This window comes from Spirosoma sp. 209 (assembly GCF_002006735.1).
Taxonomy (GTDB): domain Bacteria; phylum Bacteroidota; class Bacteroidia; order Cytophagales; family Spirosomataceae; genus Spirosoma; species Spirosoma sordidisoli.
This window is the reverse complement of sequence record NZ_MVEC01000021.1, coordinates 35,934-48,622: the sequence shown is the minus strand read 5'-3', so window position 1 is coordinate 48,622 and position 12,689 is coordinate 35,934. Positions and strand designations below refer to the sequence as shown.

The window sequence follows — 12,689 nt, the reverse complement described above, 5'->3', positions numbered from 1 at the left end:
AGCTACCCCTCTGGAAATCGAGATCACCCCGAAATCCATTGTTCCGACCCACTTCCTAAATCAGTTCGCCGAAACGGTTGCCCCGATGACTACACTACCGGCTAATGGTGACGACGGTTACAAAGGCTTGTTTAATATGACCTGTATCAGCCTGATAGCTGATACAGGTCATACTCTGCTAGAGATTCCCTGTAGAAATTTGTGCTGTACCCATTAAACTCTTTCGACGATGTACAATAAACTCATAGTGGTGTGTTGTCTGGGAATTTCCCTGACAGTGGCTGGTCAACCATTGGCAAAGCAAAAGGGCATGGGCAGTAATCACGGGGGTATGAAGATGGTTTACCAACCCAACGCCAATGTTATTCCGCCTGCCGATACAGTTGCTCCCATGACGGCCCAGTCGGCCAGTAACGAAGATGGGATGGTGATGATTCATCACGGCATAGACATGGTGAATTCCGGCAAATCCATGATGGATAAGGGTCAAATCGCCAAAGACAAATCCATGATGGACAGGGGAATGAAAATGATGGATAAGGGTATGGAAATGATGGATATGGGAAAAGAGATGATGAAAAAAGGAAAAGGTGCCATGCACACCCACAAGATGACTGAACCCGCGATGGCGAACCGGTCGGACCGTGCCAAGATAAATAAGGGCATGGACATGATGACCATGGGCAAAGCCATGACCAGCAAGGGCATGACTTCGATGAGCGCAGACTCGACAGCAGGTATGGCCATGGATATGATGGACAAGGGCATGGGCATGATGAAAAAAGGCATGGATATGACCGAAAAATGCTGTGGAGGTAATATGAAAAAAGCCCCGATGAAGAAGGTTCCCATGAAAAAGGCTCCGATGATGGACGACGATATGTGATCTGAGCTGTCCAGAACCTGCGGTATACTTACGTGATGACTCCCGGCAACGACGTCAAACGCCGACAATGGACATCTATTAATAACTAAAAATCAATAAGTTATGAATAAATCATCTGTGCTGTGCATAAACATTAAAGTCATGTGCCTGCTCCTTATGGCATTTGCGTCGGTTTTCGTCGCGGGCTGCAACACGAAGAAAAATGTCGGCGAAAATACCGGGACAGATTCCGTCGCTCAGGCAAACCGGCAACGGGATGACGACGGTGGGATGGCCATGATTCACCAGGGCATGGATATGGTCAAATCCGGCAAAGAACTAACGAAAAAAGGGGAAGCCGACGACGACAAAGCCACGATGGAACGGGGTATGGACATGATTGACAAGGGTATGGACATGATGACCATGGGTAAAGAGATGATCAGAAAAGAGAAAAGGGCGGACGACGATATGGCTTTGATGGATAAAGGCATGCACATGATAAGCATGGGCAAAGATACGACCGCCAAAGGCATAGGCATGATGGACGATGATATGATGGACAAGGGCATGGCCATGATGGGTAAAGGCATGGCCATGACGAATAAGGTCGCTGCTAAGATGAGCAAAGACTCGACAAGCAAAGACCCAATGGCCAAAGATCCCCCAATGAAGGACGACGAGGGTGACATGTAGTTCGTTCATTCCCCCAATAAAATCTGTACTCAATGAGGTCTCTTCGCATTGCAATTTTCATGTTGCTGCCCGCCCTATTACTTGGAGGGACATCGGTTACCAACGCTCAAAGCGAGCATGAACAGCATCATCCGCAGGCCTCAGCCGCGCCGATGTCCGGTACAGAAACGGCCATGTCGTCCGGGACAACAGCGACGGATTCGGGTGGAGCCAAGGGCGTTATAGCGGGTGGTGCTAAAGGGGGCATTATGGCCGAAATGGGCGAGATGATGAAAGAGATGGGCAAGGTTGCCCCTATGGCACTCTATCCAACCCTGATGCAGATGCCGGAACTGGTTCCCGAAAAACGCGATGCCATCAGACAGGCATCGGATGCCTGGATCAGCGAGGGGAACGCGCTGATGGCTTCGGGCCTGCGAAAACTATCGGATGCCGTACAATCCAGAAATCAGGATTTGGACGTGAAACGGGCCGCTACCGAAGAAATCCGGCAGGGCCAGCGGCTGCTCGAAAGCGGGTTTTCCGCGCAACGAGCCTTAGCCGAAAACGAAGACCCGCGCACGTTGGCCTTGCAATGGTTTAACCGTGAAATGAGGCTCACACCCACTGGCCAGGACGATGAGCCACCGGGGATTGGGGACCTATCGTGGTTTCACATCATTACGATGCTGACGCTAATTATGTTTGCCACCACGATGATCTGGATGTATTTTCAGAAAATGAAACGTGCCAATGCGCTCGTCGAAAAACTGGGCGGAAAGTCTGACGAGACGATACCACCTTCGGGCGGTGCCAAGCCCGACGGTTCGATAGCTCCTGCGCTACCATCGGGCGGTTTAGCACCGGCACCCAAACCCGAACCGGTTGCTGCGATCAGCCCCGCGCCTACGTCTCCTACGCCCTTTGCCAAACCGGACGCGGCAATTAGTCCCGATACTACGCCGTCGAAACCAAATTCGTTTTCGGGAACGTTGATAGTGTCCGAAATTTTTCAGGAAACCCCAAACGTCAAGACCTTCCGACTGACCGATCCGGGGGGAGGCAAACTGCCGTTCAACTACCTGCCGGGGCAGTTTATCACGGTAGCGGTAACGCCAAACGGCATTCCCCTCAAACGGTCCTATACCATTGCTTCCTCGCCGACGCACCGGGATTACTGCGAAATTACCGTCAAACAGGAAGAGTTTGGCACCGTGTCGCGGTATCTGAATACGGAGGTTCACACAGGCGAGTTGCTGCAAGTCACCGGGCCGTCGGGCAAATTTACATTTACCGAAACACATGCCAAAAGTGCGGTGTTCATTGGGGGTGGTGTCGGTTTAACGCCCATGATGAGTGCCATCCGCTATTTAACCGACCGCTCCTGGAAAGGGGAAATTTATTTTTTCTTCTCCTGCAAAGATGAGGGCAACATTATTTTCCGGGAAGAACTACTATACCTGCAAAAGCGGTACTCCAATTTGCACGTATTTTTTGTACTCAGCCGACAGCAAGGCGTGGCCAGTGTTGATTTTATCTCCGGTCATATCACCAAAGAACTATTGGCTGAACGGGTGCCGGGTATTGTATCCCGCATGGTTCACATCTGTGGACCAAAGGTCATGATGGATGCAGTAATTCTAATGTTGGAAGAACTGAAAGTGCCGAAAGAAAATATTATGCAGGAGGTATTTGCAGGTTCGCCACCTGTTGCCAAGACTCCGTCACTAGCAACCGATGGACCTGTAAAACCGCCAGATGGTAAAGAAGCAGAACAACCGGCTGCATCCGAAGTAGGAGAAGCTGCGGTGACTGAAAACGGACAACCTGCTGTACCTGAAACACCAGCCAATACGGCGGTTATCACCTTTGCCAAATCGAACAAAACGGCCCTGCTGACACCCGATAAAACGGTACTGGAAGCGTCGGAAGATATTGGGGTAAATATTGATTATTCGTGCCGCGTCGGGACGTGCGGAATCTGCAAAGTCAAGCTATTGTCGGGTAACGTGACGATGGCGGTTCAGGACGCGCTGACCGACGAGGACAAGGCGCAACAGATTATTCTGGCGTGTCAGGCCAAAGCAACCGCACCTGTATCAGTAGAAGCCTAAGCGCTATGAAAAACGAACGGACAATTATCGGTGGTCTGCTTTTGTTTCAGCTTGTACTGTGGCTGGGCTTCCTGTTTCATCATTCCCCGCGATTCCCCGGCAGTCTAACGGGCGGAATCCTGGGAGTTTTGGGCGTGTTGCTGATGATTTTTCCACCCCTGATCTATTCCGCCGTGAAGCGGATCGAGCGGTTTAAACAGTTCGTCACCAAACGTATTTCACTGGGTACCCTGCTGACGGGTCATGTGTACACTGGTATCGTCGGCTCGATTCTGGGTATCCTACACAGCGCACATCACTTTCAAAATAATCTCGGCATCTGGCTCACGACCATGATGCTGCTAACAGTTTTTAGCGGCTTCGTCGGGCGTTATTACCTGGCGTATGCCTCGATGGAAGTTCGCGAGAAAAAAGAACTGCTCAACAGTCTGGCCACCGAGTATAACCAACTGATGGCAAAATTAGACCGGCAGCAAACCGCTGAAATTGCATACATCGCTTCCCACAACGTGGTGAGCCGTGCTTTAAACAGTTTTGTGGGAACCGAACCGGCGATAGTTGACCCATCGGCCCCGCTTATGCTCCGCGCCGAACGGCTGACCGAATCAATCGCCGATGTCGAATACGCGATAGCCATGCACGATGTCCTGAAACGGCGCACGACGTACTGGCTCGTCGCGCACATCGCCACGTCGAGTGTCTTTTATGTACTGCTCGTTTTCCACATCTGGTCAGCGATTTACTTCGGACTACGATGGTTCAATTAAAAAGGCAAACCGGGCTGTTGCTGCTGGCCGGGCTGGTGTTCGCGGTAGCCGTCTTCTACGCGCTCTGGCTGCCCGCCGACAAGTCCATCGCCGTTAACTGGCAGAGCCAGGTGAGTCCAGGCCACCTCTCGGTGGCTCACGCGCAATTTGCCACTAACTGTGCCGCCTGCCACACGCCGGTGATGGGCATTGATGAAGCGAAGTGTATCAGTTGCCACGCCGACAACAAAGAATTGCTGGGTCGGCAACCAACTGCCTTTCATGCGACCATCGGCAACTGTGCGTCCTGCCACGTGGAGCATCTGGGCGTGGATGCCAACCTGCGCGTGATGGATCATAAAGCACTGGCCCGCATTGGCAACAAGTTGTTTGCAAGTGCGCGGAAAACGCCCAATTCGTCCGGCAAAGCGATGTTGCCTGCCGGTCACCCGTTGCTATCGGCCCTCGAAGCTGATCTGAACTGCGCCGGTTGCCACAGCACCAAAGACCCCCACTTCGGCCTGTTCGGGCCGGATTGCGCGTCATGCCATGCCGCTACGGAATGGACAATTTCAGCGTTTCAGCACCCCTCCCCCCGCTCAACGGAGTGCGTCAGTTGCCATCAGGCCCCGCCAAGTCACTATATGATGCACTTCGAGATGGTTGATAAAACGGTAGTGGCTGGGGGAAGCAGCGGGCAAGTCGAAGGGTGCTGCGGAGGGGTTGACGTCACGCAATGCTACAAATGCCACCAGACCACCGCTTGGAACGATATTAAGGGCGTAGGTTTTTATAAGCATCACTAATTTGAGGAGCGTTGAAACCACAGCAGGCTGCTCGGACAGGTTCGTTCAGTAGGCTATAAATCAGGTTGATAGCTGATATCCGTCATTCCCGGTTGGAGGTAACTTACCGAACTTTGTAACGTACCAATTAATCCATTAAGACGATGTATAATAAACTAAATGTGCTGTTCTTTTTAGGCATCTCTCTAACAGCGGCAGCTCAGACGACGACTCTGCCGAGTGGTCTGTTTCGCTCTGCCGAGGGGTTTCAGCAGAATCAAGTGTTGCTGGGTGTCGACTGCCAGTCGGAAAAGCATCGAATCCGGTTGCATGAATTCATCGGTAAGCCGTTTGTAACGGTAATCCACAGCGGCAAGTCGTATCAATATAATAAAGACAGTCTATTTGGCTACCGTGATTGCGAGGGCCAGTCGTTTCGATTTGTAGCTGATAATCAGCATTATCCAATTATAAACCCAACGGAGTCGGTATTGATTTATAAGCTGGTTCAGCCGCCGATTGCGAAGGCTCCCGGCTACACGAAACTCTACTTCAGTAAGGATGCCCGTTCACCCGTCGAAGTGTTAACGCTGGCGAATCTGAAGAACGCTTTCCCTCAAAATCATCCTTTTCATGATCGGCTCGATGCTCAGTTTGGGAATGGGGGTGATTTGTCCGCCTACGATGCGATGCACCGGATGACCAAAATCAACTGGTTGCTAAAAGAAAGTCGGTGAGTCGGGCAACCTCAAGACATCCCGCTCAAAACAATTATTAATAATCTATCAAACAATCAGTCTGTTTTTATGAAAATTTCACTTGGCGTATTCGCCTTCCTGTTGCTGGCCGGATTCGGCAGCACGGCCCAAACTACCCCCAAACACGCAACTCATGCGGCCAAACCGGCTCATGAGGAGTACATGGTGATGAAGGGCGGCAAGATGATGATGATGCACGGCAAACTGTCGCCCATGACGATGGACATGACCATGAGCGATGGCACCATCTGCATGACCAACGGCACCTGCAAGGCCAAAGACGGCACTATCACAAAAATGAAGGATGGCGACCACTGCATGATAAAAGACGGGAAAATGATGGTACATCCTGGCACCGACAAAAAGCCCTGATTGGCCAATCCGAACCGGTTGAGACCCGGCACTACCAAACGCAAAACCGGGGTATCCATCAAACTGGTTACCCCGGTTTTGCGTTTGTTCGATCAGCTACTTATCAGGCTACCCAATCAGAAATTATACCCCAGTCCGCCACCAAAGGCTTTGTACCGGGTGTCGTAATCCGTATGAAGAAACAGATTTTTGGTAACGGTGTATTGCAGTTCCACGTGCGCCCGCAGGTAACTGCCCACTAACCACTGCGTCTGATACTGAAAATCTAAGCGGGGAAACAACATTTGCTGTCCATTAAGCTGGAACCGGACGTTACCGCGCGTGTCGAGTTTTACTTCCGATTGAATGAGAAACGGCAGCATATACCGAATACCCGCCACGGCTCGAACGATGCGCCGGTCGGTGGCTACCCCATCTTCGGGCCGTACCCGGCGCAGAAACTCTTCATTACCGCCGTCAATCCCGGCAAACACGCGGAACCAATCGCCGAGGTAGCGTTCATAGTCTAAGTCGAACTCGAAGCGGTTCGTGCGCCAGTCATGATCTCCACCCGCAACGATGGCGTTTTTGTTGTTAGAAATGTTCAGGTTAAAGTAGTTAATTGGATAGCCGGGTTGCAGATAACCCCAAATAAACGGCTGGTTGTCACGCATATCGCGTGTGTGCTGTTTCTGGATGTTGGCAATGGACGAGTCTGGTTTGTCGCCATAGCTGACCACGCGGGCCATGCCACTGAGCATATGATAGAGCAGGTGGCAGTGAAAAAACCAGTCTTTCTCGTCATCGGCCATAAACTCAATCGTGACGCTCTCCATGGGCGATACGTTCACCGTATGCTTCAGGGGTGAATACTGCCCCTGCCCGTTCAACACCCGGAAGTAGTGCCCGTGCAGGTGAATAGGGTGCATCATCATCGTGTTATTCATCATGCGGATACGCACAATCTCGCCCCGCCGAATCTGAATCATATCGGCCCGTGACAGGGGTTGCCCGTTGAAGCCCCAGATGTAGCGGAACATATTCCCCGTCAGCGTCAGCGGGATTTCCCGAATCGGGCGGTTAGTGGGAAACACAATGGGTTCGGGCGACTTGAGAATGCTGTAGTCGATGGTATTCTGCTCGTCCATCATGCTCATACCGGCCATTCCTCCATGATCCTTTCCCTTCATCCCGGCCATAGTACCGGCTTTGCTACCCATATTCATCTGGCTGTGATCCATGCCAGCCATCGAATCTGGCTTTTTGCCGTCTGTTTTCCTAGCGGGCATTGAATCCATTTTCATGGACATTTTACTATGATCCATACCCGGCATGGATGATTGATTCATCTGCCCGTGGTCCATCCCCGTCATGTCCATTTTGCCATCTTTGCGCATGTTCATCCCGGCCATATCCATCTTCATACCGCTGTGGTTCATGCCCTCCATTGAGCCAGCCGCTTTTGCTGGCTTGGTGGCTTTTTTTGCCGAAGCCGACTTCTTGGCTGAGGGCTTCGCACCCATATCCATCTGGCTGTGGTCCATCCCGGCCATGCCACTATGATCCATGCCGGTCATCGAATCGGGCTTTTTGGGCGTAGCGGGGGCCGGTTTTGCCTGTTTACCCTGTCCCATATCCATTTGGCTATGATCCATTTGACCCATAGCGGACTCGGCTTTGCCGGGTTTGGAATCCATGCCGGGCCTATCGTGCATCATGGGGCCGTTCATGTCCACATTCGCCTGGGCGGTCGTATCGGTTTTGCCCATGTTCATCGTCCCCATGCCCATGCCTCCCATTTGGCTCATGTTGGCTGTTAATTTGTAGAGGTCAGGACGGGGAATCGTCGGAGCGTACTTCGCCGGGCCATTTCCGAGCAAGGCCGTTGCGTAGCCAGACCCATCCTGAGCGGTGGCCCGCACTTCAAAAGCTCCCCCTTTTGGTACCGTGACAATAAAGTCGTAGGTCTCGGCAATGGCAATCAGCCGCCGGTCAACGTCTACCGGCTGCACGTCCAGCCCATCGGCGGAAATCAGTTTCATGGGACCGCCGGCATAATTGACGTGAAAATAGGTGGACGCACTGGCGTTGATGACCCGCAATCGGACTGTTTGACCAGCCTTGATTTCCGGGTAACGCACGGTGTCTTTCCCATTTACCAAGAATCGGTCGTAGTATACATCCGATATATCCATCGGGGCCATCTTCATCATCGACTGCCGTAGGTACGCCCCTACCGCCTTGTGCTGAATAATGCGGTTGAGCGATTGGACATTATTTTTTTTGATGGAGTACCACTCGTTGCGCCGTTTTAGGTTTTTCAGAATATACGCCGGATTCTCGTTCGTCCAATCCGACAGCAACAACACCAGATCATGATCCACCTTGTGGGTGAGCTGCTGAGGTTGAATGGCTATAGAACCATACACCCCGACCTGTTCCTGGTAGCGGGTGTGCGAATGGAACCAGTAGGTGCCGGACTGAACCAGCGGGTATTCAAATGTGCGAGTTGTGCCCGCCAGAATGGGTGGGGTTTCCAGGTATGACACACCGTCCTGAATGTTGGGCACCAGCAGTCCGTGCCAGTGCAATGAGGTTTCGGTTTTTAATTTGTTATGTACCCGAATAACGGCCACATCGCCTTCGGTAAACCGCATCGTCGGGCCAGGAATGCCCCCATCGATGGTCATGGCCTTCTTCGGCTTGCCCGTAATATTGACCGTCTGCTCGTCAATGGTGAGGTCATACTCGACCCGCTTACCCGTTGGTTTCACGCGGGCAAGGGCTTGGGGCCGGGAGACGGGCAGGGATGTTTTAACGACCGGAAAGTTTGATTTGTCGGGATTAGCCGGTGGCTTGGCTGCCTGATCGCCAGCGGCCATCGTATGCTGCTGGTGTTGCCCATAACTGACTGTTTGTAGCAATATCAGCAGGCTTACTGTCCTAAGAAAGGTGTTTTTCATTGTTTGTCGCTCGTATATGCTGATAAAACAAAAAAGCAGCCCTGCCGGATGGAAGAGCCGCTTGTAATATTGACCATGAGTATTGTGAAACTTTTGGAATTAGGCCCACCAAGTAGTCACGCACTACTTATCTAACTCAGCCAGCTTATCCTTCATTTGCTTTATTTCCTTCTCCTGGGCCGTGATAATATCCTGCTGAAGTTTTTGCAGCTCAGGATCGGTCAGCTTCGCTTCTTTAGCCATCAGAATAGCCGCAGCATGGTGTGGAATCATGGACTTGGCGAACTCTTTATCGCCAACGAAACCCTGCTGACGGATCAGCAGAAAGAAGCCGACGAGCGCAACGGCACTGACGGCGATAACGAGGGCATTGCGCCATTTATCCATGTACATCGCCGACATAACCAGCACCTCGATGATAATCATGGGCATGGTCATCAGGCCTGCCATGTAAAACTGATTGACGTTCGGAATGATGTTGGCAAACCGATCAACCATCGAATACATCAGCACGTACATGGAAATAAAGGATAATACACCCATGACGGCCAGCTTTCCATACTGATTTCCGTTACCCGCCCCATGATCAGACATAGCATGACCGGGTTGAGAAGGTTGGGCGTGGCCCGTGTGTTGCTTGTGCGCTTCCATAATTCACTTCATTGTGTAATACTATAACTTATAAGCTGCCCCTTTGGATGTTGGAGACGCTTATAAGATTTGGTTGACTTATTGCAAAACTTTTGGAAGTCAGGTCGGACGGCACCGTTCCGGCGGACCGGCCAGGCCCACCCGCGTCGTCACGGGCGTGTAACTGGTTCGGCCCGATAACCTGCTTGCTCTATAGCCTTCTGAATTTCTTCACCAATCCGGGTGTCCGTCGTCTGAACGGTCAGGATTTTGTCGGGACTGTCCATATCTACGTTCCATCCATCAATATGGGCAACGCTTGGGATGCTGTTCAGAAAGGGCGTGACAGCCGCTACGCACCCGCTGCAGTTGATGTTTGTCTTAAAGTTTAATGTTTCCATGCCAGTTGAGTTTAACTTTAAAGGTTTATTCGTACAACTCCGTCCGCCAGTTAGAGTTTAGCCGAGCGCAACCGCAGGCTATTGGTTACGACGGATACGGAACTCAGGGCCATGGCTGCCCCGGCAATCATCGGGTTCAGCAGGAAGCCGTTAACCGGATACAGCAGCCCGGCGGCAATTGGGATGCCAATGACATTGTAGATAAACGCCCAGAACAGGTTTTGCCGGATGGCCTGTACCGTTTTCTTCGACAGGTGCAGCGCTTTAGGTACGCTGTTCAGGTCAGACGTAATAAGTGTCATCTTGGCTACGTCCATGGCAATATCCGACCCGCGTCCCATCGCAATGCTTACGTCGGCCTGGGCGAGTGCCTGCGAATCGTTGATGCCGTCACCCACCATCGCAACCACTTTACCCTGCGCCTGTAGCGCCTTCACAAAAGCAGCTTTATCGGCGGGCAGGGCCTCGGCCCGGTAGTCGTTAACGCCCACCGCCTTTGCCACCGCCTGAGCCGTTTGTTTGTTGTCACCAGTCATCATGTACACGGCGATACCGCGTTTTCTCAGCGTGTGAATGGCTTCGCGGGAGGTTTGCTTCACGGGGTCGGCAATCGCCAGAATCGCCAGAATGCGCGTTTGATCCGCAAAATAAACGACCGTTTTCGCTTCATCCTGCCAGCGACTGACCAGACCATTCACGTTTGTTAGTTGATCTAACTGGCCCTGCTCGGCCATCAGTCGGCGATTGCCAACCCAGTAGGTTTGCCCGTTATAGCGGCCCGTTATTCCCAGCCCCGTGAGACTTTCAAAACCATCAAGGGAAAGGTCCCTGACATCCGCCTGTTTCAACCGGTCAACAACGGCCTGAGCCAGGGGATGTTCCGACTGAGCTTCCAGCGCATAGAGTATGGGCAATAGGCGGGCTACCTCATCGTCGCCGACCTGCCAGGCCAGATCCGTCACGGTTGGTTTACCTTCGGTAATGGTACCCGTTTTGTCCAGAATGACCGCGTTGACTTTGTAGCCAAGTTCCAGACTTTCCGCGTCTTTGATGAGAATGTTGTTTTCGGCTCCCTTGCCTACCCCAACCATAATGGCAGTAGGTGTCGCCAGCCCCAATGCACAGGGACAGGCAATGACCAGCACCGTTACCGAAGTCAGTAGTGCATGAGTAAAGGCGTTCTCTCCGCCGAGGAGCATCCAGGCCGCGAACGTCAATAGAGCAATACCGATGACCACCGGCACGAAGATACCGGCAATCTTATCGACCAATTTCTGCACCGGAGCTTTGCTGCCCTGGGCTTCCTGCACCATGCGGATTATCTGCGCCAGAATGGTATCACCCCCCACTTTGTCGGCCCTGAAGCGGAACGAACCTTTCTGATTGATCGTACCGGCAAAGACCGCTTCGCCCGCCTGCTTGTTAACTGGCACCGGCTCCCCTGAAATCATACTTTCATCCACATAGGACTGGCCGGATTCAACCCTGCCGTCCACCGGAATTTTCTCACCGGGCCGCACCATAATTAGCTGACCCACCCTGACCGACGCAATCGGTACGTCGCGTTCCGTATTGTCTTCGATAATCCGAACCGTTTTGGGCTGAAGGCCCATCAGTTTCTTCAACGCCGAGGACGTATTCGACTTGGCCCGCTCTTCGAGCAGCTTGCCCAGCGAGATAAACGCAATGACCACCGCAGCCGCTTCAAAATAAACGTGCGGATGCAGCCCCCGGCTGTGCCAGAACTCCGGGTAGAGCGTATTGAACGCGCTGAACAAAAAGGCAATACCCGTTGACAGGGCTACAAGCGTATCCATATTGGCCTTGCCGTGCCGCCCCTGTTTCCAGGCGTTAATAAAATACGACCGACCCAGCCAGAACACTACTGGAGCTGAAAGAGCCATCATAATGTAGTTAGCGTAGGACGCATTCATAAAGAACATACCGATGATGACCACCGGAACCGACAGAATACCTGCCCAAAGGGTACGCTGCTTAACAGCCTCATAATGCCGTTGCTGGGCTTCCTGCTGCACCTGCTGCGGGTCCTCAACATCGACTACCAAATCATAGCCAATCGACTGTAGCACCTGCTGCATACCCTGGGGCGTGATGGCCTTTGGATTATAATCGACTGTAGCCGACTGGTTAGCATAATTTACGGCGGCTTTAGCAACGCCGGGCGTATTGTTAAGCATCGACTCGACGCTAACGGCGCAGGCCGCGCAGGTCATTTCCAGCACCGGGAACGTTTGGCGGGTGGTAGCTCCCGCTGATCGAACGGGCTTCTCCGGGGCGATAGTTGGCGTATTCATGCTGTTTTGGTGACTGATTTTATACGGCAAAGTTCGTTCGGCTACGCCCCGGAAGCGTTACACAATTGCCCATTTAGCTTGTAAAA

General features: G+C 52.3%; 11 protein-coding genes. 7 read left to right on the top strand and 4 right to left on the bottom strand.

Annotation, left to right across the window (positions count from 1 at the left end):
* The first annotated feature begins 229 nt into the window (after positions 1-229).
* From B1C80_RS24565 to B1C80_RS24535, 7 genes are all read left to right on the top strand, one after another.
* Positions 230-886, top strand: a complete 657-nt coding sequence (locus tag B1C80_RS24565; RefSeq protein WP_012931326.1) for a hypothetical protein — start codon at positions 230-232, stop codon at positions 884-886.
* Positions 887-988: 102 nt separating this feature from the next.
* Positions 989-1,561 carry a hypothetical protein gene (locus B1C80_RS24560; RefSeq protein WP_012931325.1) on the top strand — a complete coding sequence of 191 codons (573 nt, stop codon included), beginning with the start codon at positions 989-991 and terminating at the stop codon, positions 1,559-1,561.
* 32 nt (positions 1,562-1,593) lie between these two features.
* The gene (locus B1C80_RS24555) at positions 1,594-3,654 is read left to right on the top strand and encodes a 2Fe-2S iron-sulfur cluster-binding protein (protein WP_139361732.1); all 2,061 of its coding nucleotides are present in this window, start codon (positions 1,594-1,596) and stop codon (positions 3,652-3,654) included.
* A 5-nt stretch (positions 3,655-3,659) separates the two neighbouring features.
* The gene (locus tag B1C80_RS24550) at positions 3,660-4,421 is read left to right on the top strand and encodes a hypothetical protein (protein WP_077923857.1); all 762 of its coding nucleotides are present in this window, start codon (positions 3,660-3,662) and stop codon (positions 4,419-4,421) included.
* Positions 4,409-5,206: a cytochrome c3 family protein gene (locus B1C80_RS24545; protein WP_077923856.1), complete on the top strand. Its 798-nt coding sequence runs from the start codon at positions 4,409-4,411 to the stop codon at positions 5,204-5,206. The genes B1C80_RS24550 and B1C80_RS24545 overlap by 13 nt, the downstream gene beginning before the upstream one ends.
* A gap of 143 nt (positions 5,207-5,349) precedes the next feature.
* Positions 5,350-5,922 (top strand): hypothetical protein, encoded by a 573-nt coding sequence (locus B1C80_RS24540; protein ID WP_012931321.1) that lies wholly within the window; start codon positions 5,350-5,352, stop codon positions 5,920-5,922.
* Between the two features lie 69 nt (positions 5,923-5,991).
* The gene (locus B1C80_RS24535) at positions 5,992-6,315 is read left to right on the top strand and encodes a DUF6799 domain-containing protein (RefSeq protein ID WP_012931320.1); all 324 of its coding nucleotides are present in this window, start codon (positions 5,992-5,994) and stop codon (positions 6,313-6,315) included.
* Positions 6,316-6,431: 116 nt separating this feature from the next.
* Here the strand turns inward: B1C80_RS24535 and B1C80_RS24530 are convergent, their stop codons facing one another.
* The 4 genes from B1C80_RS24530 to B1C80_RS24515 all read right to left on the bottom strand — a co-directional run bounded on the left by B1C80_RS24530 (position 6,432) and on the right by B1C80_RS24515 (position 12,603).
* Complete coding sequence (locus B1C80_RS24530) at positions 6,432-9,257, bottom strand: multicopper oxidase domain-containing protein (protein ID WP_012931319.1); 2,826 nt, start codon at positions 9,255-9,257, stop codon at positions 6,432-6,434.
* A 123-nt stretch (positions 9,258-9,380) separates the two neighbouring features.
* Positions 9,381-9,851, bottom strand: coding sequence for a DUF305 domain-containing protein (locus B1C80_RS24525; RefSeq protein WP_041618069.1), 471 nt, complete (start codon positions 9,849-9,851; stop codon positions 9,381-9,383).
* 206 nt (positions 9,852-10,057) lie between these two features.
* Positions 10,058-10,288: a heavy-metal-associated domain-containing protein gene (locus B1C80_RS24520; RefSeq protein ID WP_012931317.1), complete on the bottom strand. Its 231-nt coding sequence runs from the start codon at positions 10,286-10,288 to the stop codon at positions 10,058-10,060.
* A gap of 50 nt (positions 10,289-10,338) precedes the next feature.
* Positions 10,339-12,603: a heavy metal translocating P-type ATPase gene (locus B1C80_RS24515; RefSeq protein WP_077923855.1), complete on the bottom strand. Its 2,265-nt coding sequence runs from the start codon at positions 12,601-12,603 to the stop codon at positions 10,339-10,341.
* Positions 12,604-12,689: the final 86 nt, after the last annotated feature.

Coding starts and splice junctions, on each gene's coding strand:
- B1C80_RS24560 (WP_012931325.1), top strand. CDS start 989: ATGAATAAATCATCTGTGCTGTGCATAAACATTAAAGTCATGTGCCTG.
- B1C80_RS24550 (WP_077923857.1), top strand. CDS start 3,660: ATGAAAAACGAACGGACAATTATCGGTGGTCTGCTTTTGTTTCAGCTT.
- B1C80_RS24520 (WP_012931317.1), bottom strand. CDS start 10,288: ATGGAAACATTAAACTTTAAGACAAACATCAACTGCAGCGGGTGCGTA.
- B1C80_RS24555 (WP_139361732.1), top strand. CDS start 1,594: ATGAGGTCTCTTCGCATTGCAATTTTCATGTTGCTGCCCGCCCTATTA.
- B1C80_RS24535 (WP_012931320.1), top strand. CDS start 5,992: ATGAAAATTTCACTTGGCGTATTCGCCTTCCTGTTGCTGGCCGGATTC.
- B1C80_RS24530 (WP_012931319.1), bottom strand. CDS start 9,257: ATGAAAAACACCTTTCTTAGGACAGTAAGCCTGCTGATATTGCTACAA.
- B1C80_RS24515 (WP_077923855.1), bottom strand. CDS start 12,603: ATGAATACGCCAACTATCGCCCCGGAGAAGCCCGTTCGATCAGCGGGA.
- B1C80_RS24525 (WP_041618069.1), bottom strand. CDS start 9,851: ATGTCTGATCATGGGGCGGGTAACGGAAATCAGTATGGAAAGCTGGCC.
- B1C80_RS24565 (WP_012931326.1), top strand. CDS start 230: ATGTACAATAAACTCATAGTGGTGTGTTGTCTGGGAATTTCCCTGACA.
- B1C80_RS24540 (WP_012931321.1), top strand. CDS start 5,350: ATGTATAATAAACTAAATGTGCTGTTCTTTTTAGGCATCTCTCTAACA.
- B1C80_RS24545 (WP_077923856.1), top strand. CDS start 4,409: ATGGTTCAATTAAAAAGGCAAACCGGGCTGTTGCTGCTGGCCGGGCTG.